We start from the raw sequence: 23,427 nt of genomic DNA on the forward strand, positions 1-23,427 counted from the left end.
GTTCTTTCGGAGTCGGTTCCCGAGGAGTCAGTAGAAGTCACGAGCGGTCATGTTACGCAGCAGTAGGCAGTAGCGGCAGACCGCGTGACCCCCAACAGGGCCCGAACCGGGGCGTGGAGAAGAACGGCCGTACACACACGAACGAGGGGCAGACCGCGCGGACCGCGGTCTGCCCCTCGGCGCGCACGCCCGTGCGCCGGGCTACTTCTTCTCGTCCTTGCCGGACTTCAGATCGACGCCCATCTCCTTGAGCTTGGCGGGCACGTCCTGCGGCTGCACCTGCTCACCGTCGATCTTGATGGTGGGAGTGGACTGGACCTCGGCGCCGTTGAAGCTGGCGATCATGTCCTTGGCCCACTTGGTGTACTTCTTGCCCTTGACGGCCTTCTCGAACGCCTTGTTGTCCTTCAGCTCCGGCACCGTGTCCGACACCTTGAGGAGGTAGTTGTTGTCGGCGAACTTGTCCTCCCGCTCGTCGGGGTGCCACTTGGCCGAGTACAGCTTCTCCTTGTAGTCCACGAACGCCTTGGTGCTCACGGCCTTGGCGGCACCCAGCGCACGCGCCGCGTTCTGGGAGCCGGAGCCGCCCATGTTGCCGTCGATGATGGCGCCGAGGTGGATGCGCAGCTTGTACTTGCCGTCATCGGCGCCCTTCTGCAGCTGCTCGCCGACCGCCTGCTCGAAGCTGGCGCAGGCCGGGCAGCGCAGGTCCTCGTAGACGTCGATGGTCTTCTCGGCCTTGGCACCCGCGGTGGTGACGGCCATGTCGTCGCCGCTGGAGTCCTGGCTGTTCAGCTTGGCGACGAAGATGCCGATACCGGCCACCACGCCCAGCACCGCGACCACCGAGAGCGCGACCAGCAGCTGCCGCCGCGTCCGCTCCTTCTTGGCCTGCTTCTCCCGCTCGATACGCAGCCGCTCACGGGCCGCGCGCTTGGCTTCCTGGCTGTTGCGCTTGCTCATGTCTGTTCTGTCTCCGATGTTCCGTACGCGAAAGGGAAACCCTGCTCAGACCGCCGGTCCTGCGGCGGCGAGCGCGGGCGGCCCGCGACGGTGCACGGAGTGGGTCAGCAGCGGCAGCGCGGGTGGCCGCGCGGGGCTCGGGGCGCGCCGCCGCGAGGCCGGGCCGGTGCCCGTACCGCTGCCGCGGAAGGTACGGCAGACAGCCACAGCGGCCCGCAGCGGACGGAAGGCGGAGGTGGCCGCAGCGCGCAGCAGCCGGGCCACAGCCGCCTCACCGCGGCGCAGCCACAGCGCGGCCAGCAGTCCGGCGCCGATGTGCGCCGCCAGCAGCAGCCACGGCAGCGCAGGGCCCGGTACCCCGTGGAAGCCCAGCGGGTACGCGCCGGCCCCGTCGCCCCGCGCGGCCATCCGCGCCAGCGGCGTACCGACGCTCCCGCCGCCGCACAGCAGATCGACACCGGCCCAGCGCAGCGGCCCGGTCACCGGTCCGCCCGCCTGTCCGTAGCAGGCGTGGCGGCCGGTGGTGAAGACGGTGTCGGCCGCCAGCTCCAGCGGTATCAGCAGCGCCGCGATCCGGGCGAAGCTCCGCTCCCGCCCGGCCAGCGCGAACGCCAGGGCGAAGATCCCCGCCGAGACGACGAGGAAGGGGCGCAGCGGAACGGGGGAGCCGGACAGCAGCACATGGGCGCCCGAGGACAGCGTGACGCAGAGCGCGGTGAAGAGCCCCGCGCGTGCTGTCCTCATACCTGCTGCCGTCACGATGTCCGAGTGTGCCATGGGAGCGGGTAAGCAGTCCCTAAGAGCCTCGGAATCAAAAGCCCCGCCCGCCCCGTCACCCTCTGTGGTCTCACACCCCCGGTATGCGTCCGTTGCGGAAGAGGTCCACGAAGGTCTGGTGGTCGCGGCGGGCCTGCGCGCCGTATGAGTGGGCGAAGTCCACCAGCATCTCGCGGAATCCCTTCTCGTCCGCGGAGATCACCTCGTCTATGGCGCGCTCGGTGCAGAACGGCACCAGGCTGTGCCCGCTCTCCGCCTCGTCGGCAGCCGCGTGCATCGTGGCCGTCGCACGGGCGAGGTCCGCTGTGACCTGCGCGATCTCTTCGGGGTCCGAAAGCTCCGACCAGTCCAGGTCGACCGCGTAGGGCGAGACCTCCGCCACCAGCTGTCCGGTGCCGTTCAGCTCCGTCCAGCCCAGCCACGGGTCGGCGTGCGCCTGGAGGGCGCGCTGCGAGATGACGGTGCGGTGCCCCTCGTGCCGGAAGTAGCCGCGCACCGCCTGGTCGGTGATGTGCCGCGAGACGGCCGGGGTCTGCGCCTGCTTCATATAGATGACCAGATCGTTCTCCAGCGCGTCGCTGTGCCCCTCCAGCAGGATGTTGTACGAGGGCAGGCCCGCGCTGCCGATGCCGATGCCCCGGCGGCCCACCACGTCCTTCACCCGGTGGGCGCCGTGCCGCTCGCGCCCCTCGTGCGGCGGGAGGGTGCCCAGATAGGCGTCGAACGCCTCCAGCACCGCGTCCCGGGTCTCCTTGTCCAGCTCGATGGAACCGCCGCCCGGGCTGAAGCGGCGCTCCCAGTCACGGATCTCGGTCATGGTGCCCAGCAGCCCGAAGCGCGTGTTGGCCCGGGCTGCGTGCAGCGCCTCCAGCACAGCTCCGCGCGCGGTCTCCAGGGTGAGGGTGGGCGGCTCGCTCTCGGAGGCGCCCTCGGCCATGGCGCGGATGCGCTCGCGGTAGGCGTCGGCGTAGGTGGTCACCAGCGCGGAGATCTGCTCGTCGCTGAGCGCCTTGCTGTAGCCGAGCAGCGCCACGGAGGCAGCGAAGCGCTTGAGGTCCCAGGTGAAGGGACCGACGTACGCCTCGTCGAAGTCGTTGACGTTGAACAGCAGCCGGCCGTTGGCGTTCATATAGGTGCCGAAGTTCTCGGCGTGCAGATCGCCGTGTATCCACACCCTGCTGGTGCGCTCGTCGAGGAAGGGGCCGCCGTCCCGCTCGTCGTGGAGGTCGGCGTAGAACAGGCAGGCCGTGCCGCGGTAGAAGGCGAAGGCCGAGGCGGCCATCTTGCGGAACTTCGTTCGGAAGGCCGCCGGATCCGCTGCGAGGAGGTCGCCGAAGGCGGCGTCGAAGACCTCCAGGATGGTCTCGCCGCGTGCTGCTGCCTGGCCTGCCGTTGTCATGGGTGCACTCCGTGATCGGTAGGGGACCGGACCGTTGTATGACGAATCGAGTGTCCAACGTACGCGGACGCGGCGGGGTGCCCGGCGGTTCTCCCGGCAGGCAGCGGAAGACTGTTCCGCTGCGCTCCCGCCGGTACGTCCGCCGGCTGTCGGTGCCGGGTCGTAGACTCCTAGGCCGCCCCACAAGACCCGCGCCCGGAGGTGGCCTCGTCGTGACCGACAAGCCCTTCACTCATCTGCATGTGCACACGCAGTACTCGCTCCTCGACGGCGCAGCCCGGCTGAAGGACATGTTCAACGCCTGCAATGAGATGGGCATGTCGCATATCGCGATGACCGACCACGGGAATCTCCACGGCGCCTACGACTTCTTCCACTCCGCGAAGGACGCCGGAGTCACCCCGATCATCGGCATCGAGGCATACCTGGCTCCCGACCACCGCAGGAACACCCGCCCGGTCAAGTGGGGCACCCCGCACCAGAAGCGGGACGACGTCTCCGGTAACGGCGCCTACACCCATATGACGATGTGGGCCAGGAACGCCACGGGGCTGCACAACCTCTTCCGCGCCCAGTCGCGCGCGAGTCTGGAGGGCTTCTTCCGCAAGCCCAGGATGGACCGCGAACTGCTCGCCGAGTACGCCGAGGGCCTGATGGCCACCACCGGCTGCCCCTCGGGCGAGGTGAGCACGAAAATCCGGCTCGACATGGAGGACGAGGCCCTCAAGGCCGCCGGGGAGTACCAGGACATCTTCGGCAAGGAGAACTTCTTCGTCGAGTTGATGGACCACGGCATCGACATCGACAAGCGCGCAAGGGACGGCCTGGAGCGCATCGCGAGGAAGATCAACGCGCCCTTCATCGTCACCAACGACTCGCACTACACCTACGAGCACGAGGCCGCGGCGCACGACACCCTGCTGTGCATCCAGACCGGCAGCAACCTCTCCGACCCGGACCGCTTCAGCTTCGACGGCGCCGGCTACTACATCAAATCCGCCGAGGAGATGTACGCCATCGACTCCTCGGACGCCTGGCAGTCCGGCTGCCGCAACTCCCAGCTGCTGGTCGCCGAGCGCATCGAGACCGAGGGCATGTTCGAGCCGAAGAACCTGATGCCCAGGTTCGAGGTGCCCGAGGGGTACGACGAGGTCTCCTGGTTCCGCGAGGAGGTCCGGCGCGGCATGGCCCGCCGCTACCCGGGCGGCGTCCCCCAGGACCGCCAGGAACTGGCGGAGTACGAGATGAAGGTCATCATCGACATGGGCTTCCCCGGGTACTTCCTGGTGGTCGCCGACTTCATCAACTGGGCCAAGGACAACGGCATCGCGGTCGGCCCGGGCCGTGGCTCGGCGGCGGGCTCGATCGTCTCGTACGCCATGGGCATCACCGACCTCGACCCGGTGACCCACGGTCTGATCTTCGAGCGGTTCCTCAACCCCGAGCGCGTCACCATGCCCGACGTCGACATCGACTTCGACGAGCGCAGGCGCGGCGATGTCATCCGGTACGTCACGGAGAAGTACGGCGCCGACAAGGTCGCCATGATCGGCACCTACGGCACCATCAAAGCCAAGGCCGCCATCAAGGACGCCTCCCGCGTGCTGGGCTACCCGTACGCCATGGGCGACCGCATCACCAAGGCGATGCCCGCCGACGTCCTCGGCAAGGGCATCCCGCTCTCCGGCATCACCGACCCCAATCACCCCCGCTACAGCGAGGCGGGCGAGGTGCGGTCGATGTACGAGAACGAGCCGGACGTCAAGAAGGTCATCGACGCCGCCATGGGCATCGAGGGCCTGGTGCGGCAGATGGGCATGCACGCCGCCGGCGTGATCATGTCCAGCGAGCCGGTCATCGACCACGCGCCGATCTTCTCCCCGAAGAACGACGGCACGGTCGTCACCCAGTGGGACTACCCCAGCTGTGAGGCGCTGGGCCTGCTGAAGATGGACTTCCTGGGGCTGCGCAACCTCACCATCATGGACGACGCGGTCAAGATGATCCGCAAGAACAAGGGTGTCGACCTCAAACTCCTCGACCTCCCGCTCGACGACCCCAAGACCTTCGAGCTGCTGTGCCGCGGTGACACCCTCGGCGTCTTCCAGTTCGACGGCGGCCCCATGCGCTCCCTGCTGCGCATGATGAAGCCCGACCACTTCGAGGACATCTCCGCCGTCTCGGCGCTGTACCGCCCGGGCCCGATGGGGATGAACTCCCACATCAACTACGCGCTGCGGAAGAACGGCCAGCAGGAGATCACTCCGATCCACCCGGAGCTGGAGGAGCCTCTCAAGGAGGTCCTCGACATCACCTACGGTCTGATCGTCTACCAGGAGCAGGTGCAGAAGGCCGCCCAGGTGCTCGCCGGCTACTCGCTCGGACAGGCCGACCTGCTGCGCCGCGCCATGGGCAAGAAGAAGAAGGAGGTTCTCGACAAGGAGTTCGTGAACTTCCAGAAGGGCATGCGGGACAACGGCTACTCCGACGCCGCCGTCCAGGCCGTCTGGGACGTCCTGGTGCCGTTCGCCGGATACGCCTTCAACAAAGCGCACTCCTCCGCCTACGGGCTGGTCACCTACTGGACGGCCTACCTCAAGGCCAACTACCCCGCCGAGTACATGTCGGCGCTGCTCACCTCGGTACGGGACGACAAGGACAAGTCGGCGGTCTACCTGAACGAGTGCCGCAAGATGGGCATCAAGGTGCTCCCGCCGAACGTCAACGAGTCGGAGGCGAACTTCACCTCCAAGGATGACTCCACCATCGTCTTCGGCCTCACGGCCGTCCGGAACGTGGGCCAGAACGTCGTCGACTCGATCGTCAAGTGCCGCAAGGCCAAGGGGAAGTACAGCTCCTTCCCCGACTTCCTCGACAAGGTCGAGGCCGTCGTCTGCAACAAGCGGACCATCGAGTCGCTGATCAAGGCCGGCGCCTTCGACGAGATGGGACACACCCGCAAGGGCCTCACCGCGCAGTTCGAGCCGATGATCGACAACGTGGTCCAGGTGAAGCGGAAGGAGGCCGAGGGGCAGTTCGACCTCTTCGGTGACCTGGGCGGCGACGACGCCGCGGATTCCGGCCCTGGCTTCGGTCTCGACGTCCAGTTCTCCGAGGACGAATGGGACAAGACGTATCTGCTCGCGCAGGAGCGGGAGATGCTCGGGCTCTACGTCTCCGACCACCCGCTCTTCGGACTGGAACACGTGCTGAACGAGAAGGCCGACGCGGCTATCGCCCAATTGACGGGGGGCGACTACTCCGACGGCTCCATCGTCACCATCGGCGGCATCATCTCCGGCCTCCAGCGGAAGATGACCAAACAGGGCAACGCGTGGGCGATCGCCACCGTGGAGGACCTGGCCGGCTCCATCGACTGCATGTTCTTCCCCGCCACGTACCAGTTGGTCTCCACGCAGCTGGTGGAGGACGCGATCGTCTTCGTCAAGGGCCGCCTCGACAAGCGGGAAGACGTGCCGCGGCTGGTCGCCATGGAACTCCAGGTCCCCGATCTGAGCGAGGCGTCCGCGTCCGCGCCGATCACCATCACGATTCCGAGTCTCAAGGTGACGCCGCCGCTGGTGGAGAAGCTCGGCGATGTGCTCACCCAGCATCGGGGAACCAGCGAGGTGCGGGTCCGGTTGGAGGGGGCGCGCAAGACGACGGTGCTTCGTCTTGATCGGCACCGGGTCACTCCGGACCCCGCCCTCTTCGGCGACCTCAAGGAACTCTTGGGCCCCTCCTGCCTTGCGGGGTAACCCCCGCCTTGCGGGGTAACCCCCGCTGAGGGCCGCCGCCATTGGCTGAGGGCCCGGCCCTCTGAGGGTCTTTCGTTGTTGGGGGCTCCGCCCCCAAGCCCCCGGGTCCTCGCCGGACGGGCGTTGGGGCGGCTCCGCCCCCCCAACTGCCCCCCGCTACGGGGGCTTCGCCCCCCTAGGAGCCCCCTTCCGCAACAGCACAATCCCGTGCACGTTCGCCCACCCCGGCTCATGGATGAGGCCCTTGGACCTGCCGGTGACTCCCGCAGGGTCGTCACCGGCCGGTCCACGGACCCGCACCACTGAGGGTGGGCTTGAAAGTTCATGGGGTGGCACCGGGCGGCAGGGGGGTTCTAGGGGGGCGAAGCCCACCTGGCGGGGGCCGTTGGGGGGCGGAGCCCCCCCCGACACGACCCCTCGGCGCAAGCCGAAACACAAACGGGGCGTGCGTCCACAACCGGCGGGCCACCCCGTGAGGGGCCCGCGTCCACAAGCGGGGGCCCGAAGAGAGGGGGTACCGAGGGCGGCGGTCGCAATTAGTTGTGGCCGAAGCGGCGCTCCCTCCCTTTTCGGGGGAGTTCCGAAGCGGAGCGCTCCGCTTCGACGGCCCTCGCCCGCTCCCTCTCCCGCCGCTGTTCCTCCGCCGTGCGGGACTGCCGAGGCTGTTGACGCTGCTTGTTCCTTGCCATGATCGCCTCCTGCGACGGGAGAGCCGGGCCTTGGGAGGGCGCCAGAGAGCCCTCCCTCTCAGAGTTGCATGGCCTGAAATGCCCCGCATGTCGGACAATTGCGCCACGCCGATGATCGAGTTCCGGCTGTTAACCCTCGTAGGGTCGGGCAGACTCGAAGGACACGGGGGACCGGCCGGCACGCGCCGCGTCGCGAAGGTACAGCCTCGGCTGTACGTCATGACCGAGAGTGGGTGGAACGTCGTGGACCGCTGCGTCGTCCTGGTGGACGCCGGTTATCTGCTGGGCGCCGCCGCCAGTCTCCTGGCGCGGGAGCCCACTCGCTCGCGGATCACCGTCGACCACGCGGGCCTCATCCAGGCGCTCCGCCAGCAGGCCGAGGCCGACACGCAGTGTGCGCTGCTTCGTATCTACTGGTTCGACGGCGCACCGGACCGCGTACCGCAGCCCGAGCACCGCAGGCTGCGCGTGATGCCCCGGGTGACCGTACGGCTGGGGGCTCTCACCAGGAGTGACGGGCGGTGGGCGCAGAAGGGCGTCGACGCCGCCATGCACGCGGAGCTGACCGAGCTGGCCCGTAACCGCGCCTGCTCCGACATCGTGCTGGTGACCGGCGACGGCGATCTGCTGCCGGGGCTGATGTCGGCGAAGGAGCACGGGGTCGCCGTCCATCTGTGGGCGGTACAGGCCGCGGACGGGGACTACAACCAGTCCGAGGATCTGGTCGCGGAGGCGGACGAGCGGCGGGTGCTGGACCGTTCGTGGATCACGCCCGTCGTCCGGGCCAAGGATCTCACCGCACCCTGCGCACGTCAGCCGGCGCCCCGTCCGGAGATCGCCGCGATTCTCTCCGCGCCGCTGCCGGAGACGGGCAAGAACGGTGACGCGGTCGACCGTCATCCGGCCGTGCCCGTCATGCCGCCGGGGCCACAGGGTCGCCCGTCCGCGCCCGTATCGATGAGTTCCTCAGGTCCCACGGATCAGTCAGGCGAAGCAGATCCGGCGCATCCGGCGCATCCGGCGCACCTCGCGGAGGCCGCAGGCCAGGCGGACGCCGCGGACCCCGCAGCCGCCGCCGAAGGGACGCGAGCCGCGGCGGCCCAGCCCTGCACGCGGCCGGACCCCGCGCACGCGGAAGCCGCGGAGGACAAGCAGCCCTCCGCGGCCGGCGGCACGGCGCCGAACCGTACGGAGACGCACCGTACGGAGACGAACCGCACCGAGGGGGTGCCCACGCCCAAGGATCTGGCGGATCTCGGCCGTCAGGGGCAGCAGGCGGCTCCGGCAGGGCCCCCGGGGGCGACGCTGCGCTGGTCGTCCGACCGCGGCTGGGTCGAGCGGACCGCGCCCGGCGAGGCGCCCGAGACGGCGGCGCTGCCGATGCTCGCGCAGCTCACCACGGCCGAGCAGCGCTGGGCCGACCGCGAGGAGGACATCACCGCGGTCAGCGGCGACCCGTACGAGGTAGGCCAGGTCTTCGCCCGCCGCTGGATCGAGCGGCTGACCAACGAGAGCCACCTGGAACAGCTCTCCGGCGAATATCCGCGCATTCCGCACCGGATCGACGGGGAACTGTTGCGGTACGCGGCCAGGTTCGGGCTGCTCGCGCACAAGGACGACCAGATCGACGAGCACGACCGCTATGCGATCCGCGCGGGCTTCTGGCGCGAGGTCGACGCCCGCTCCGGCGCCTCTCCCGAGCACGCCCCCGCCGGGGAGTGAACCGGCCACAAGGGCTCGCTCCGCCTGGAATCGAACGGGGCACAAGGGCCCGAAGCGGGGTGGGGGAACCGGGACGCGTACCCTCATAGGTCGTGAGAACGGGCACTCGGCAGGCGGTGGACAGCTCGGTGGGAAGCGAAACGACGCCGACCCGGGCTGCCGTGCGCGTCGAGGACCTGGTCAAGACCTATCCCTCGGTGCGCTCCAAGCGCGGCACGCCGGCAGCGCCCGCCGTGCGGGCCACCGACGGAATCTGCCTGCGCGTGCACCAGGGCGAGATCTTCGGCCTGCTGGGCCCCAACGGCGCGGGGAAGTCCACGCTGGTCCGGCAGCTGACCGGCCTGCTGCGGCCGGACGCGGGTGAGGTGGAGGTGCTGGGGCACGACCTGGTGCGCCACCCGGAGCGGGCCGCGCGCCTCCTCGCGTACCTGGGCCAGGAGTCCACCGCGCTGGACGAGCTCACGGTGGGCCTCGCCGCCGAGACCACCGCGCGGCTGCGCGGCATGGAGACCGCGGCGGCCCGGACGGCGCGGGACGAGGTGCTGGCGGAGCTGGGGCTGACCCCGTTGGCGGGACGGCCGCTGAAGAAGCTGTCCGGCGGGCAGCGGCGGCTGGCGTGTGTGGCGGCGGCGCTGGTCGGGGACCGGCCGCTGCTGGTGCTGGACGAGCCGACCACCGGTATGGACCCGCACGCACGGCGCGCGGTGTGGGCAGCCGTCGACCGGCGCCGCGCCGAGCGCGGGGTGACCGTGCTGCTGGTCACCCACAACGTGATCGAGGCCGAGACCGTGCTGGACCGGGTCGCGGTGCTGGACCGGGGCCGGGTGATCGCCTGCGACACGCCGGGTGGCCTCAAGGCGGCGGTCGGTGACGAGGTACGGCTGGAGCTGGTGTGGCGCGACCGGGCGCCTGTGGAGATCCCGGACGTCGCCGCGCTCGCGGCAGCGGCCGTCGTCACAGGGCGCCGCTGGACACTGCGGCTGCCGCCGGAGGCCGCACGGGAGGCGGTCACACTGGTCACCACGGGCGAGGCTTTCGCCGCGCTCGACGACTTCCGGCTCGCCACCCCGAGCCTGGAGGACGTCTATGTGGCGCTCGGCGGCCGTGCCGTGGGAGCGGACGGCGTCGAGGGTCTGGTGAAGGCGTGAGAGCGGCGCTGGGACGAGGATGCGGCACACCGGACCGCGCGCCGGACGCGCGGGTGGTGCCGACCGTGCGCGACGTGAGGGGCAGGCTCGGGTGAGGACGACGGTGACAACGGCGGGGAGCCGTTCGAGGACCGGCGACGAAGCGGCGCGACCGGACACCCCCCGGCCGGACCCCGAGGCGGACCCCTCCACCGAGGACACGGCGCCCCTACAGGAGCCCGCGGTGCCCACATGCGAGCACACGCCCCCGCGCGAGCACACGCGCCCGCGTGAGGGCGCGGCACCCCACGAGGGCGCCGGGCCCGGGGTGGCGGAGGTCCCGGAGGCGATCGGCGCCGAGGTACACGACGGCGGCGAGGCCGTGCCGCTCGCGCCGCGGGCGCGGCTGTGGCCCGCGCTGGGCGCCGTATACCGGGCGCAGCTCTCCCGTGCCCGGGTGGCGCGGATTCCGCTGCTGTTCGTCGCGACGTTCCAGTCGCTGGGAATCATGGTCCTGATGCGCGGCGTGGTGGACGACGGCGCGGAGGCGCGGGCCGTGGTGGCCGGGTCCAGCGTGCTGGTCGTCGCCTTTGTGGCGCTCAACCTGCTGGCGCAGTACTTCGGGCAGCTCCGCGCGGGCGGTGGACTCGACCACTACGCGACGCTGCCGGTGCCGGCGGCCTCCGTCGTGCTGGGCGCCGCGGCGGCGTATGCCTCGTTCACGGTGCCCGGCGTGGTGGTGACGGCTGTCGCGGGCAGTGTGCTCTTCCAGCTTCCGCTGGGCGGGCTGTGGGTGCTGGCGGCGGTCGTTCCGCTCGCCGGGGCGGCGCTCGCCGGACTGGGCGCCGCGCTGGGGCTGCTCGCCCCACGTCCGGAGCTGGCGACCCTGGGCGGCCAGCTGGGGATGTCGGCGGCGCTGCTGCTGGGGGTGCTGCCGGCGGGTGGGCTGCCGCTGGTGGTCCAGTGGGCGCGGGACCTGTTGCCGTCCACCTACGGCGTCGAGGCGTTCGCCCGTACGTTCGAGCCGCACCCGGACTGGGCGCGGGTGGTGACCGACCTGGGCGTGTGCGCGGCCGTCGGCGTGCTGTCGCTGGCTGTCGCCACCCGCGCCTACCGCTGGGCGGCCACCCGCTGAGCCGTGCCGGTACGGCGCGCCCCTCCCAGGGCTGGCGCCTGCCGGTACGGCGCGCCCTCCCCGGGGTGGCGGCACCGCCTGTGCGGCGGCCTGGCACGATGGCGGGGTGACCGTACCGACGCCCTCCTCTCCCGACCCGGACCACTCCCACCCCGCCGCGCCCCAGGCCGGATCGGGTCACCAGCCCGGCCCCGACGGCGCGGCCCCGCAGCCCGCTGCGCCGCACGCGGTGAGCGCCGGCTACGGCGGTGAGGGCGGACCGCTCGTCCTCCGCGAACTGCGTGACGCCGCCGTCTGGGGCGCCGCCGTCGCCGTCGTCGGGGTGCTGCTGGGACTGCTGTGGCTCTGGCTGGCGCCCCGGGTGCCGATGTACTCCTTCGGGAAGGTCTCCCTCCCCAAGCACCCGGAGGGCGAGGAGGCCATCGGGGCCGAGGGCGTCTTCACGCTGCTCGGCCTGGCCTTCGGTCTGGTGACGGGCGTCGTGGTCTTCCTGCTCCGCAAGAGCGGCGGCGTCGGGCTCGTCGTCGGCCTCGGTGTGGGCGGGCTGCTGGGCTCGCTGCTGGGGTGGCGCACCGGCGTCTGGCTCGGCCCCGAGACCGACCTGTCCCAGGCGGCGCAGGCCGCCGGCAAGGGCGCCACCTTCGACGCTCCGCTGGAGTTGCACGCCTACGGGGTGCTGCTCGCCTGGCCGTTCGCCGCCGTGCTGGTCCATTTGCTGGTGACGGCCTTCTTCGGGCCCCGCGACGATCTTCCCGGCGCTACTGCCGGTGGCCCGGGCTCCGTCGCCCCGGCTCCGCAATCCTGGAAGAGCTGACTCCTCCGCTCCTGCGAGGGCCGGGGTGCCGGTCAACTCAGGTGCGGGCCACCGGAGCGACGACGGCTCCCGTCAGCTCGGCCAGGTCCGAGGGGGCGAGCTCGATCTCCAGCCCTCGGCGCCCGGCGGAGACGCAGATGGTGGCGTACTCCTCAGCGGAGGCGTCCAGCACGGTGGGGAGCTGTTTGCGCTGCCCCAGCGGGGAGATCCCGCCGCGCACATAGCCGGTCGTACGCTCGGCCGCCGCCGGATCGGCCATCGCGGCGCGCTTGCCGCCGAGCGCCGAGGCCAGGCCCTTGAGGTCCAGCGAGGCGGAGACGGGCACGACGGCGACCGTCAGGGTGCCGTCGACCTCGGCCACCAGCGTCTTGAAGACCCGCTCGGGCGGCACCCCCATCGCCTCGGCGGCCTCCTCGCCGTAGGAGGGCGCCGCAGGATCGTGCTCGTAGGCATGGGTCTCGAACGCGATGCCCGCCTCGGTGGCGGCGACGATGGCCGGGGTCGCCGACCCCTGCCGCTTGTTCTTCTTTGCCATGTGCTCCGCCCCCGGGTGGGTCCTTCAGTTCTGGCTGGTCGGGTTCCGGGTCAGGTCGGCCGCCGGCAGCGACGGCAGTTTGCCGATGACGGCTGTCTCGCGGCGCAGCAGCTTCAGCTCGTCGGCCAGCCGGGTCGCGGTGTCCGGGGCCTGGAGCAGCCGCTGCTTGGCCGGGGTGTCCAGCACGGTGGCCGCCGCGACCAGATAGGAGATGACCGACGGGTCGTCCGGCAGGTCCTGCTCCTGACCGGCGGCCAGGGTCCGCTCGCGGGCGCTGGCCAGCCGCTTCTGGTACGCGCGGAAGGCACGCAGCACCCCGGAGGCGAGGGCGCCCGCCTCGTCGCCCTCCTCCTCGGGCAACTCCTCGATCTCGCCGGTCAGATACGGCCCCGAGGTGTCCACCGACAGCAGCCGGAACCGGGTGGTGCCGGTCGCCAGCACCTCGTAGCCGGTGGTGCTGGTGCGCGGGTCGGAGCCGGGCGCCGTCTCCTCGGGCGCGTCGGCCTCCTCGGCGCCGCCCAGGCCCGCGACACGCTCCCTGATGGTGGAGGCGTCGGCGATGCAGCCGACCGTGTAGAACGACTTGATCGGGTCGGGGCCGAAACCGGCCGTCGGATCGGTGCCCTGCGGCGGCGCCGAGTCGGGCATGCCGGTGGCCGCGGGAGCGACCTCGCGGCCGTCCCGGATGGCGACGACACCGAAGCGGCGCGGCGCGTCCTCGGGCAGCGCGAGCAGGTCCCGCATCAGCGCGCGGTACCGCGGCTCGAAGATGTTCAGCGGCAGCACCAGCCCCGGGAACAGCACCGAGTTGAGCGGGAAGAGCGGAAGCGCGGTTGTCACAACCGGTAAGCCTAAAGCCTCCGGCCCCCACCGCGGGGCCCGGTGCGCCTTACGAATCCCACCCGCCACCGTCCCGCCTCTCCCGCCCCTCCCGCCGTCCCGCCTCTCTCCCGCCGTTGCGCCGCTCCCGCCGGTCCCGCAGTCGCGCCCTCCCGCCGCTCCATCCTCCTGGCGCCCCTGCGGCTACTGCCGTCGCAGGAGCCGGGTGGCGCCGGCGGCCACCGTCGTGGCCAGCACCCAGCCGGCCATGATCATGCCGGCGGCGATCCACTGGTAGCCGCCGGCCGGGTCCCACGCCGTGTCCTGTCCGAAGGTGATGACGGGCAACAGCAGGTCCAGCGTGTACAGCACGGAGTTCCAGCGCGGCGCCTCGTCGCCCTTGAGCGCGGGCGGCCGGTGCGCCTCGAACAGCAACGCGCTGCTCAGCCACAGCAGCGCCATCCACAGCGCGGCCTGCGCCGGCCGGTAGCCGTACGCCACCGTCCAGTCCTGGAGTACGCCCCACAGCTTGCCGGGCAGCGGCAGCGTCTCGCGGCGGCGGCGCTGCTTGGCCAGCAGGACGAGGCGGGCGTTGGTGTCGTCGCCGCTGTTCCGGTACATCGCGGCCAGCTGCTCGTACGGCTCGGGCGCGTACTCAGCGGTCGCGGCGTTGACCCACTGGAGGCGCTCTCGGACGTTGAAGTGGCCCTCCTTGGGGATGGCGTGCTGATAGGTGAAGCCCGCCATCCACAGCCGGTGGTCGCCCGGCCAGCTGGAGGCGCGGTCCATCAGCTTCTCCACGCTCGCCCCGGACAGCACCACCAGGCCCCGCTCGGGCAGCTGCGGGGTGAAGGACAGCTCCGGGGTGCTGATCCGGCGCAGCGAGAGCTCCTGGTCGCGCTGCATCTCCAGGCGGGCGTTCTCGATCACCAGCGAGGAGCCGAACCGCCCGTCGTCCAGCACCATGCCGCCGGTGCACTGGAAGTGCTTGGTGCGCCAGCGGGCCCCGCCCCCGGCGTCGGGGCGCAGGCCCGCGGGGTGGGAGTAGTCGAAGCTGGTGCCGGTGGGTGGGGTCGCGGTGTAGAGGTGGGGCGCGCTGCCGCGGCCGGCGTCGGCGAAGCTCGCCACCTGTTCGACGGTCATCTGCGGCGCGTACAGCGCGTACCGGCCGCGCGGATTGCGCAGCACGGAGCCGAACATGTGCAGCGAGCTGCCGACGGAGGCGCCGCGCATGCTGACCTGTCCGTCGGTGACCAGCAGACTGGCCTGGAACTCCTGGGAGACACTGATGCCGTCGGCCGCGATGGCGCGGGTGCGCCGACCGCTGCCCACGGTGGCCTCGTTGAGCAGCAGGTCGGTGCCGATCGAGGCGTCGGTCAGCTTGACGCCTTCCGGGATGCTGCACCGGGGCAGGTGCAGATCGCCCTCGGTGGTCAGCCGGGCCCCCTCGAAGCGGGGCAGGTAGCAGTCGACGAAGCGCGCGGTGTTCACCCGGGCCTCGGGCATCCGCACCTCTGCCTCGAAGCGGCACTGCCGCAGCTCGAAGTACGGCTCGACGCTGCCGCCCGCCAGGTCCAGGCAGCCGGTGACATACGCGCCGATCAGGTGCAGCGAGGCCACCCGGCCCAGCAGCGGCGGCGGCCCGTGCAGCAGCAGCAGGGCTATCACCCGGGCGCGTACGGTGCGCTCCGGGCCCCAGTTGTGGTCCCCGTTCGGGTCGTCGAGCTCGGCCTCGCCGTGGCGCAGATCGTGTTCGGTACCGTTGCGGAACGCCTGCCAGAGCCCCCACTCGGCAGTCGTCAGCCGCAGCCCCGCAGGCGGCTCGCCCGAGTCCGCTGGCTCGCTCACGCGTTCTCTCCCCCTCGGTCTTCGAATGTGGTGGTCGTACCGCTCCCATTCCCGCTCCGTGACCGGATGAACGCGGGAGGCGACGATCGTCCCGTGTGACTTGTATCAGCCTCTGATACGGACGACGGGGCGCTCCGAGGGTCTGAGAGACTTGAGTACGTGATCTCCCGAATCGATCTGCGTGGCACAGCCTTCTCCGGACCGGCCTCCGGCCCGGCGGACGGCGTGCTCGACCGTGACCTGCTGCCCCGTGCCGAGCTCGACGTCGAGGCCGCCCTGGAGAAGGTGCGGCCCATCTGCGACGACGTGCGGCATCGTGGCTCGGCGGCGGTGATCGAGTACACGGAGAAGTTCGACGGGGTGCGCCTGGAGCGGACCCGGGTGCCCGCAGAGGCGCTGGGCAAGGCTCTGGAGGAGCTGGATCCGGCCGTCCGCGCGGCCCTGGAGGAGTCCATCAGGCGGGCCAGGATCGTCCACCGCGATCAGCGGCGCACCGACTCCACGGTCCAGGTGGTGCCCGGCGGCACCGTCACCGAGCGGTGGGTGCCGGTGGAGCGCGTGGGACTGTACGTACCGGGCGGTCGTGCCGTCTACCCGTCGTCCGTGGTGATGAACGTGGTGCCCGCGCAGGAGGCCGGCGTCGGCTCGCTGGCCGTGGCCTCACCCGCCCAGCACGCGTTCGACGGGCTGCCGCACCCCACCATCCTCGCCGCCTGCGCGCTGCTGGGCGTGGAGGAGGTCTACGCGGTGGGCGGCGCGCAGGCCGTGGCGATGTTCGCGTACGGCACCGAGGAGTGCGCCCCGGCGCAGCTGGTGACCGGCCCCGGCAACATCTATGTGGCCGCCGCCAAGCGGCTGCTCAAGGGCGTCATCGGGATCGACTCCGAGGCGGGTCCGACCGAGATCGCGATCCTCGCCGACGACACCGCGGAAGCGGCCCACGTCGCCGCCGACCTGATCAGCCAGGCCGAGCACGACGTGGTGGCCGCCGCCGTCCTGGTCACGCCCTCGGAGGCGCTGGCCGAGGCGGTCGAGGCCGAGCTGAAGACGCAGGTGCCCGCCACCCGGCACAGCGAACGCATCGCCGAGGCGCTGTCCGGACGCCAGTCCGGCATCGTGCTCGTCGACTCCCTCGAAGCGGGTCTCGCCGTCGTCAACGCCTATGCCGCCGAACACCTGGAGATCCAGACCGTCGACGCCGCCGACTGGGCGGCTCGGGTGCGCAACGCGGGCGCGGTCTTCGTCGGCCCGTACGCTCCCGTCTCGCTGGGCGACTACGCCGCGGGCTCCAACCACGTGCTGCCCACCGGCGGCTGCGCCTGCCACTCCTCGGGCCTGTCGGTCCAGTCCTTCCTGCGCGGCATCCACGTCGTGGACTACACGCGGGACGCGCTGGCCGAGGTCACCCACCATGTCGTCGCGCTGGCGGAGGCGGAGGACCTGCCCGCGCACGGCGCGGCACTGAAGGCAAGGTTCGAGTGGAAGGTCCCCGAGGCACCGTGACCGGCAACCCGTCTGTGTCCTGTCTGGACGAGCTCCCCATCCGGGACGAGCTGCGCGGCAAGTCCCCCTACGGCGCGCCCCAGCTGGACGTGCCCGTACAGCTGAACACCAACGAGAACCCCTACCCGCTCCCCGAGGAGCTGGTGGCGCGGATCGCCGAGCGGGTCACCGAGGCGGCGCGCGAGCTCAACCGCTACCCCGACCGGGACGCGGTCGAGCTGCGCACCCAGCTCGCCCGTTATCTCTCCCGTACGGCGGGCCACACCGTCGCCCTTGAGCAGGTGTGGGCGGCCAACGGCTCCAACGAGGTGCTCCAGCAGCTCCTCCAGGCGTTCGGCGGCCCGGGCAGGACGGCGCTGGGCTTCGAGCCGTCGTACTCGATGCACGCGCTGATCTCCCGCGGCACCGGCACCGGCTGGCTGTCGGGGCCGCGCAACGACGACTTCACCATCGACACCGAGGCCGCCGTCGCCACCATCGCCGAGCACAAGCCGGACATCGTCTTCATCTGCTCGCCCAACAACCCCACCGGCACGGCCGTCTCCCAGGAGACGGTGCTGGAGCTGTACGAGGCCGCGCAGGCGGCGCGGCCCGAACGCGGGGCGCTGGTGGTGGTGGACGAGGCGTACGGCGAGTTCTCGCACCACCCCTCGCTGCTGCCGCTGATCGAGGGCCGCCCGACGCTGGTGCTCTCGCGCACCATGTCCAAGGCGTTCGGCGCCGCCGGGCTGCGGGTGGGCTACCTGGCCGCCGCGCCCGCCGTGGTGGACGCCGTCCAGCTGGTGCGGCTGCCCTACCACCTCTCGGCCGTCACCCAGGCGACCGCGCTGGCGGCGCTGGAGCACACCGACACCCTGCTGGGCTACGTCGAGCAGCTGAAGGCCGAACGGGACCGGCTGGTGAGCGAGCTGCGGGCCATCGGCTGCGAGGTCACCGCCTCGGACGCCAACTTCGTGCAGTTCGGCCGCTTCGACGGCGCGGCCGGATCGCACGCCGTGTGGGAGGCACTGCTGGCCCGCGGCGTACTGGTCCGGGACAACGGGGTCCCCGGCTGGCTGCGGGTCACGGCGGGCACGCCGGAGGAGAACGACGCGTTCCTCGACGCGGTGCGAGCCGTGACGAAGGAGCTGAAGGAGAAGAGCGACTGATGACGCGCAAGGGCCGGGTGGAGCGAACCACCAAGGAGACCTCTGTCGTGGTCGAGATCGACCTCGACGGCAAGGGCGATGTGGACATCTCCACGGGCGTGGGCTTCTACGACCACATGCTCGACCAGCTCGGCCGCCATGGCCTGTTCGACCTCACCGTCAAGACCGAGGGCGATCTGCACATCGACAGCCACCACACCATCGAGGACACCTCGCTGGCGCTGGGCGCCGCCTTCAAGCAGGCACTCGGCGACAAGCGCGGCATCGTACGGTTCGCCAACGCGTCCGTGCCGCTGGACGAATCGCTGGCGCAGGTGACCGTCGACCTGTCGGGCCGCCCCTACCTGGTGCACACCGAACCCGAGGGCATGGCACCGATGATCGGCAGCTACGACACCACGATGACCCGGCACATCCTGGAGTCCTTCGTCGCCCAGGCGCAGATCGCGCTGCACGTCCACGTGCCGTACGGGCGCAACGCGCACCACATCGTGGAGTGCCAGTTCAAGGCCCTGGCCCGCGCCCTGCGCTACGCCAGCGAGCTGGACCCGCGGCAGACGGGGATTCCCTCCACCAAGGGCGCCCTGTGACCGGGCTCGCGGCGCTGCTGATCTTCGTCGGGCTGTTTCTGGCCGGCGGGGCGATCTCGTTCTGGAAGCAGCAGTTGCCCAAGGGCGTGATCGTGCTGCTCTCCCTGGCGTCCGCCATGTGTCTGGTGGCCGGAATCCTGCGGTTGGAGTGGTGGTCATGACGACGGACAACGCCAAGGACGTCGTGGTCTTCGACTACGGCTTCGGCAACGTCCGCTCCGCCGAGCGCGCGCTGGAGCGGGCCGGGGCGCGGGTCGAGATCACCCGCGACTACGACAAGGCGATGAACGCCGACGGTCTGCTGGTACCCGGGGTGGGCGCCTTCGCCTCCTGTATGGAGGGGCTGGTCCAGGCGCGCGGCCACTGGGTGATCGGGCGGCGGCTGGCCGGCGGCCGGCCCGTGCTGGGGATCTGCGTCGGAATGCAGATCCTCTTCTCCCGCGGTATCGAGCACGGCCAGGAGGCCGAGGGGATGGACGAGTGGCCCGGCACCGTCGGCCCGCTCAAGAACGACGCGGCCCACCCGGTACCGCACATGGGCTGGAACACCGTCGAAGCCCCCGCCGACTCGCGGCTGTTCGCCGGGCTGCCGGCCGACGAGCGCTACTACTTCGTACACTCCTACGCTGTGCACGACTGGGAGCTGGAGGCCACCAGCCCGGCCCTCAAGCCCCCGCTGGTGAGCTGGACGACGCACGCCGACCGCTTCGTCGCCGCGGTGGAGAACGGCCCGCTGTGGGCCACCCAGTTCCACCCCGAGAAGTCCGGCGACGCCGGAGCACAGCTGCTGAAGAACTGGATCGGAACCCTGTGACCCTGGAGAGCGAGAGCGCCGTGACCACCAACCGGCTTGAGCTGCTGCCCGCCGTGGACGTCCGCGACGGACAGGCCGTCCGCCTCGTGCACGGCGAGTCCGGCTCCGAGACCTCCTACGGCGACCCGCTGGAAGCGGCACTGGCCTGGCAGCGCGCCGGCGCCGAGTGGCTGCACCTGGTCGACCTGGACGCAGCCTTCGGCACCGGTGACAACCGGAAGCAGATCGCCGAGGTGGCCCGCGCCATGGACATCAAGGTCGAGCTGTCCGGCGGCATTCGCGACGACGCCTCGCTGGAGGCCGCGCTGGCCACCGGCTGCCGCCGCGTCAACCTGGGCACGGCGGCGCTGGAGGCTCCCGAGTGGGTGGCCAAGGTCATCGCCGAGCACGGCGACAAGATCGCCGTCGGCCTCGATGTGCGGGGCACCACGCTGCGCGGCCGGGGGTGGACCCGGGACGGCGGCGACCTGTACGAGACGCTGGCCCGGCTGGACTCCGAGGGCTGCGCCCGGTACGTCGTCACCGACATCGCCAAGGACGGCACGCTCAAGGGCCCCAACCTGGAGCTGCTGCGCAACGTGTGCGCACGTACCGACCGGCCGGTCGTCGCCAGCGGTGGTGTCTCCTCGCTCGACGACCTGCGGGCCATCGCGGGCCTCGTCCCCGAGGGCGTCGAGGGCGCGATCGTGGGGAAGGCCCTCTACGCCAAGGCGTTCACTCTCGAAGAAGCGTTGGAGGCGGTTGCCTGATGGCCGGAATACACCGGGTCGCGTCCGGCGGTCCCTGGGAGGAGCAGTTCGGGTACTCCCGTGCTGTAGCACTGCCCAACGGCCTGGTGCTGGTTGCCGGTTGCACCTCGGTGGTCGACGGGGTGATCACTGAAGGCGGCCCGTACGAGCAGACGGTCAACGCGTTCGGCGTCGCTCTCGAAGCACTCGAGGAGTTCGGCCTCGGCGCTGCCGACGTCGTGCGCACCCGCATGTACGTCACCCACACCCGCGACGTGGACGAGGTCGGGCGGGCTCACAAGGAACTGTTCGGCGAGGTCCGCCCAGCGGCCTCGATGATCGTCGTATCCGGGTTCATCGACCCCAGCCTCGTCGTCGAGGTGGAGGTCGAGGCGTACCGGGACCAGCAAGGCGCGCAAGGAGCACAAGAGGCATGACCCTCGCGGTCCGAGTCATCCCCTGCCTGGACGTGGACGGCGGCCGGGTCGTCAAGGGCGTCAACTTCCAGAACCTGCGCGATGCGGGCGACCCGGTCGAGATGGCCAAGGTCTACGACGCGGAGGGCGCCGACGAGCTGACGTTCCTGGACATCACCGCCTCCTCCGGCGACCGGGAGACCACCTACGACGTGGTCCGCCGCACCGCCGAGCAGGTGTTCATCCCGCTGACCGTCGGCGGCGGGGTGCGCACCCCCGAGGACGTGGACAAGCTGCTGCGCGCCGGGGCCGACAAGGTGGGCGTCAACACGGCGGCCATCGCACGCCCCGAGCTGATCCGGGAGATCTCCGAACGGTTCGGCAGCCAGGTCCTCGTCCTGTCCGTGGACGCCCGCCGCCGCGCCGAGGGCACCGGCTTCGAGGTCACCACGCACGGCGGCCGCCGCGGCACCGGCATCGACGCCGTGGAGTGGGCCCACCGCGCCGCCGAACTGGGCGCCGGGGAGATCCTGCTCAACTCCATGGACGCGGACGGCACCAAGGACGGCTACGACACGGAGATGATCGCCGCCGTCCGCAAGCACGTCACCATCCCGGTGATCGCCTCCGGCGGCGCCGGCCGCCTCGACCACTTCCCGCCCGCCATCGGCGCCGGGGCCGACGCCGTACTGGCCGCCTCCGTCTTCCACTTCGGCGACCTGCGGATCGGCGAGGTCAAGGAGACCCTGCGGCAGGCCGGGCACCCGGTGCGCTGAGGGGCGCCCCGGGGCCCGGTCTCGCTGTGCTTCGGCTCCCTCACCTGAGGGCGAAGCCCAGCAGGACGGCGCCCTGGACGGTGACCTGGCCCGGCGACAGATCCCCCTCGCCCGAGGGCGCGTCGACGGCGTGGCTCCGGTACCGGGAGGCGAGGGGGCCCTCGGGGTCGACGTCCTCGATGTGTACCACCGCGCCGAGTGCGACCCCGGCCGCCTCCGCGTACAGCTCGGCCTTGCGGCGTGCGGCGGCCACCGCCTCGGTGCGGGCGCGGGCGCGCAGTCCCGGCTTGTCCCGTACGTCGAAGTCCACACCGTCCACCCGGTTGGCGCCCGCCTCCACGGCGGCCACCAGCAGCGGCTCAAGCGCGTCCATCTCCGTCAGCGTCACCGAGAAGTCGGCCTGGCAGCGGTACCCCAGGAACTTCCGGCTCGCGTTGTACCCCTCCCACTCCGTGCGCAGCCCCAGCTGTGACGACGAGACCGCCGTGTCCGGCACACCGTGCTCCCGGAACGTCCGCCTCAGCGCCGCCACCCCCTCCCGTGCCGAGCCGAACGCGCCCTGGGCCGTCTGCTCGATGCGGTCCACGGCGATGCGCAGCCGCACGAGGTCGGGGGTGGCGTTCACGCTCGCGGCGCCGTAGACGCTGATACCCCACGGGCTGTCGATCTTCATCTGCATGCGGGTAGTCAAACACGCGTGCGCTGTGGCGGGTGGACTGGTCCGCTCAACTCCCTTGGCCGGGCTACGATCGGCGCATGAAGCGACGGTCGGCAGGATGGTGGCTCCAGGCCACGGCGCTGGGGCACGGGGCGATCGGCGCCGTGCTCTACCGCGATGTTTTGGCACAGCTCGCCCGCGACGGGGTGGTCAACTCCGTACCGGACCGTGGGGACCGGGCGGCGGCCTTCTGGTTCATGGCCGCTGCGCCCGCGCTGTGGATGGGCGGCCGGTTGCTCAGCTCAGCGGAGCAGCACGGCGACGCCGCCGCCCAGCGCGCCGCGGGGGCCGTGCTGGTCGGCGTCGGCGCGGTGGGAGCCACGGCCATGCCCAAGGGCGGCTTCCCCGCCCTGGTCGGCATTGGCGGCCTGCTCCTGCGGAGGGCCCGACGGGGGTAGGGCGCTGGTCGCACGAATGCGCTACACCCGCGACCTGGGTCCGTGACAAGGCAGGTTGGAAGATCATCGCGGCCCAGCGACGCGGTTGTCGCGTGAGGCCGCCGGACAGTCGGACGGCCCGCCTTGGGTAGTCGTGAGGCCGACTGACCCGGTCAGCCGTCAGTTCTTCTTCAGCTCCTCGGCCAGCATCACAAGGATGCCGCTGGGACCGCGGAGGTACGTGAGCTTGTAGACGTCCTCATAGGTCGCCACACCGCGCAGCGGACGGCATCCGTGCTTTGCGGCTGTCTCAAGGGCTGCGTCGATGTCGTCGACTGAGAATGCGACGCGATGCATGCCGATCTCGTGGGGACGAGTGGGCTCCGACTCGATGGCTTCGGGGTGGATGTACTCGAAGAGCTCAAGGCGGCCGTGACCATCTGGCGTCTGGAGCATCGCAATGTTGGCGTGATTGCCGTCGAGGCCGACGGCGGTGTCGGTCCACTCGCCACTGACCGTGTCACGGCCGACGACCGTGAGGCCGAGGTCGGTGAAAAAGGAGATCGCTGCTTCGAGATCCCGAACGGCGATGCCGACGTTCTCGAGTCTGATGGCCATGCGCGGCATGCTAGCGGGCCGGGCCGCGGAAGGAGCCCCGCCATGACCCCACTGTGTCCCGCACAGCGGGGTCACCCCCTGAACCGGTGACGTACCGAACGGTGGGAGCTGAGGGCCCAGGCGGTGCCGAGGTCGCCCGGGCCACCGACTGCG

Annotated in this window: 22 protein-coding genes; 14 read left to right on the forward strand and 8 right to left on the reverse strand. The window is 71.1% G+C overall.

Annotation, left to right across the window (positions count from 1 at the left end; all coding sequences use genetic code 11):
- Nucleotides 1-201: 201 nt before the first annotated feature.
- From JW592_RS11585 to JW592_RS11595, 3 genes are all read right to left on the reverse strand, one after another.
- Nucleotides 202-963: a thioredoxin domain-containing protein gene (locus JW592_RS11585; protein WP_209264887.1), complete on the reverse strand. Its 762-nt coding sequence runs from the start codon at nt 961-963 to the stop codon at nt 202-204.
- Nucleotides 964-1,008: 45 nt separating this feature from the next.
- The gene (locus JW592_RS11590; RefSeq protein ID WP_229375707.1) at nt 1,009-1,740 is read right to left on the reverse strand and encodes a hypothetical protein; all 732 of its coding nucleotides are present in this window, start codon (nt 1,738-1,740) and stop codon (nt 1,009-1,011) included.
- A gap of 70 nt (nt 1,741-1,810) precedes the next feature.
- Nucleotides 1,811-3,139, reverse strand: coding sequence for a DUF2252 domain-containing protein (locus JW592_RS11595; protein WP_209264888.1), 1,329 nt, complete (start codon nt 3,137-3,139; stop codon nt 1,811-1,813).
- A gap of 212 nt (nt 3,140-3,351) precedes the next feature.
- Here JW592_RS11595 and dnaE point away from each other — a divergent pair, with 212 nt between their 5' ends.
- The 5 genes from dnaE to JW592_RS11620 all read left to right on the forward strand — a co-directional run bounded on the left by dnaE (nt 3,352) and on the right by JW592_RS11620 (nt 12,384).
- Entirely contained in the window at nt 3,352-6,897 is a 3,546-nt protein-coding gene (dnaE, locus tag JW592_RS11600; RefSeq protein WP_209264889.1) for a DNA polymerase III subunit alpha, read from the forward strand.
- A 908-nt stretch (nt 6,898-7,805) separates the two neighbouring features.
- Nucleotides 7,806-9,308, forward strand: a complete 1,503-nt coding sequence (locus JW592_RS11605) for an NYN domain-containing protein (RefSeq protein WP_229375709.1) — start codon at nt 7,806-7,808, stop codon at nt 9,306-9,308.
- A 92-nt stretch (nt 9,309-9,400) separates the two neighbouring features.
- Complete coding sequence (locus JW592_RS11610; RefSeq protein ID WP_372446490.1) at nt 9,401-10,456, forward strand: ABC transporter ATP-binding protein; 1,056 nt, start codon at nt 9,401-9,403, stop codon at nt 10,454-10,456.
- Nucleotides 10,457-10,763: 307 nt separating this feature from the next.
- On the forward strand, nt 10,764-11,570 hold the full coding sequence (locus JW592_RS11615; RefSeq protein ID WP_209264954.1) for an ABC transporter permease: 807 nt from the start codon (nt 10,764-10,766) through the stop codon (nt 11,568-11,570).
- Between the two features lie 106 nt (nt 11,571-11,676).
- Entirely contained in the window at nt 11,677-12,384 is a 708-nt protein-coding gene (locus tag JW592_RS11620) for a hypothetical protein (RefSeq protein ID WP_209264890.1), read from the forward strand.
- 37 nt (nt 12,385-12,421) lie between these two features.
- Here JW592_RS11620 and ybaK read toward each other — a convergent pair whose 3' ends face one another.
- From ybaK to JW592_RS11635, 3 genes are all read right to left on the reverse strand, one after another.
- Complete coding sequence (gene ybaK / locus JW592_RS11625) at nt 12,422-12,919, reverse strand: Cys-tRNA(Pro) deacylase (RefSeq protein ID WP_209264891.1); 498 nt, start codon at nt 12,917-12,919, stop codon at nt 12,422-12,424.
- Between the two features lie 24 nt (nt 12,920-12,943).
- Nucleotides 12,944-13,759 (reverse strand): LON peptidase substrate-binding domain-containing protein, encoded by an 816-nt coding sequence (locus JW592_RS11630; RefSeq protein ID WP_209264892.1) that lies wholly within the window; start codon nt 13,757-13,759, stop codon nt 12,944-12,946.
- Nucleotides 13,760-13,942: 183 nt separating this feature from the next.
- A complete protein-coding gene (locus JW592_RS11635; protein WP_209264893.1) occupies nt 13,943-15,586 on the reverse strand; it encodes an oxidoreductase in 1,644 nt (547 codons plus the stop codon).
- Between the two features lie 159 nt (nt 15,587-15,745).
- Here JW592_RS11635 and hisD point away from each other — a divergent pair, with 159 nt between their 5' ends.
- Genes hisD through hisF form a run of 8 tightly spaced genes read left to right on the forward strand, consistent with a single transcriptional unit; the run spans nt 15,746 to nt 21,561 of the window.
- A complete protein-coding gene (gene hisD, locus JW592_RS11640) occupies nt 15,746-17,089 on the forward strand; it encodes a histidinol dehydrogenase (RefSeq protein WP_209264894.1) in 1,344 nt (447 codons plus the stop codon).
- A complete protein-coding gene (locus tag JW592_RS11645) occupies nt 17,086-18,237 on the forward strand; it encodes a histidinol-phosphate transaminase (protein WP_372446491.1) in 1,152 nt (383 codons plus the stop codon). Before hisD ends, JW592_RS11645 begins: the two co-directional genes overlap by 4 nt.
- Nucleotides 18,237-18,827 (forward strand): imidazoleglycerol-phosphate dehydratase HisB, encoded by a 591-nt coding sequence (gene hisB, locus JW592_RS11650; RefSeq protein ID WP_209264895.1) that lies wholly within the window; start codon nt 18,237-18,239, stop codon nt 18,825-18,827. Before JW592_RS11645 ends, hisB begins: the two co-directional genes overlap by 1 nt.
- Entirely contained in the window at nt 18,824-18,988 is a 165-nt protein-coding gene (locus JW592_RS11655; RefSeq protein WP_209264896.1) for a CG2302 family histidine operon protein, read from the forward strand. The genes hisB and JW592_RS11655 overlap by 4 nt, the downstream gene beginning before the upstream one ends.
- The gene (hisH, locus tag JW592_RS11660) at nt 18,985-19,641 is read left to right on the forward strand and encodes an imidazole glycerol phosphate synthase subunit HisH (RefSeq protein WP_209264897.1); all 657 of its coding nucleotides are present in this window, start codon (nt 18,985-18,987) and stop codon (nt 19,639-19,641) included. The genes JW592_RS11655 and hisH overlap by 4 nt, the downstream gene beginning before the upstream one ends.
- 20 nt (nt 19,642-19,661) lie before the next feature.
- Nucleotides 19,662-20,390 (forward strand): bifunctional 1-(5-phosphoribosyl)-5-((5-phosphoribosylamino)methylideneamino)imidazole-4-carboxamide isomerase/phosphoribosylanthranilate isomerase PriA, encoded by a 729-nt coding sequence (gene priA, locus JW592_RS11665; RefSeq protein WP_209264956.1) that lies wholly within the window; start codon nt 19,662-19,664, stop codon nt 20,388-20,390.
- Nucleotides 20,390-20,806 (forward strand): RidA family protein, encoded by a 417-nt coding sequence (locus tag JW592_RS11670; protein WP_209264898.1) that lies wholly within the window; start codon nt 20,390-20,392, stop codon nt 20,804-20,806. The genes priA and JW592_RS11670 overlap by 1 nt, the downstream gene beginning before the upstream one ends.
- Nucleotides 20,803-21,561, forward strand: coding sequence for an imidazole glycerol phosphate synthase subunit HisF (gene hisF, locus JW592_RS11675; RefSeq protein WP_209264899.1), 759 nt, complete (start codon nt 20,803-20,805; stop codon nt 21,559-21,561). Before JW592_RS11670 ends, hisF begins: the two co-directional genes overlap by 4 nt.
- A 40-nt stretch (nt 21,562-21,601) precedes the next feature.
- Here hisF and JW592_RS11680 read toward each other — a convergent pair whose 3' ends face one another.
- Nucleotides 21,602-22,240: an SIMPL domain-containing protein gene (locus tag JW592_RS11680; RefSeq protein ID WP_209264900.1), complete on the reverse strand. Its 639-nt coding sequence runs from the start codon at nt 22,238-22,240 to the stop codon at nt 21,602-21,604.
- Nucleotides 22,241-22,317: 77 nt separating this feature from the next.
- Between JW592_RS11680 and JW592_RS11685 the strand changes: the two genes are divergently transcribed.
- Nucleotides 22,318-22,677, forward strand: a complete 360-nt coding sequence (locus tag JW592_RS11685) for a DUF6463 family protein (protein ID WP_209264901.1) — start codon at nt 22,318-22,320, stop codon at nt 22,675-22,677.
- Between the two features lie 159 nt (nt 22,678-22,836).
- On the opposite strand, the gene JW592_RS11690 is transcribed toward JW592_RS11685, so the two are convergent.
- Nucleotides 22,837-23,274 (reverse strand): VOC family protein, encoded by a 438-nt coding sequence (locus JW592_RS11690; RefSeq protein WP_209264902.1) that lies wholly within the window; start codon nt 23,272-23,274, stop codon nt 22,837-22,839.
- Between the last annotated feature and the right edge of the window lie 153 nt (nt 23,275-23,427).

It is taken from the genome of Streptomyces spirodelae (assembly GCF_017676385.1).
In the GTDB taxonomy this organism is placed as follows: domain Bacteria; phylum Actinomycetota; class Actinomycetes; order Streptomycetales; family Streptomycetaceae; genus Streptomyces; species Streptomyces spirodelae.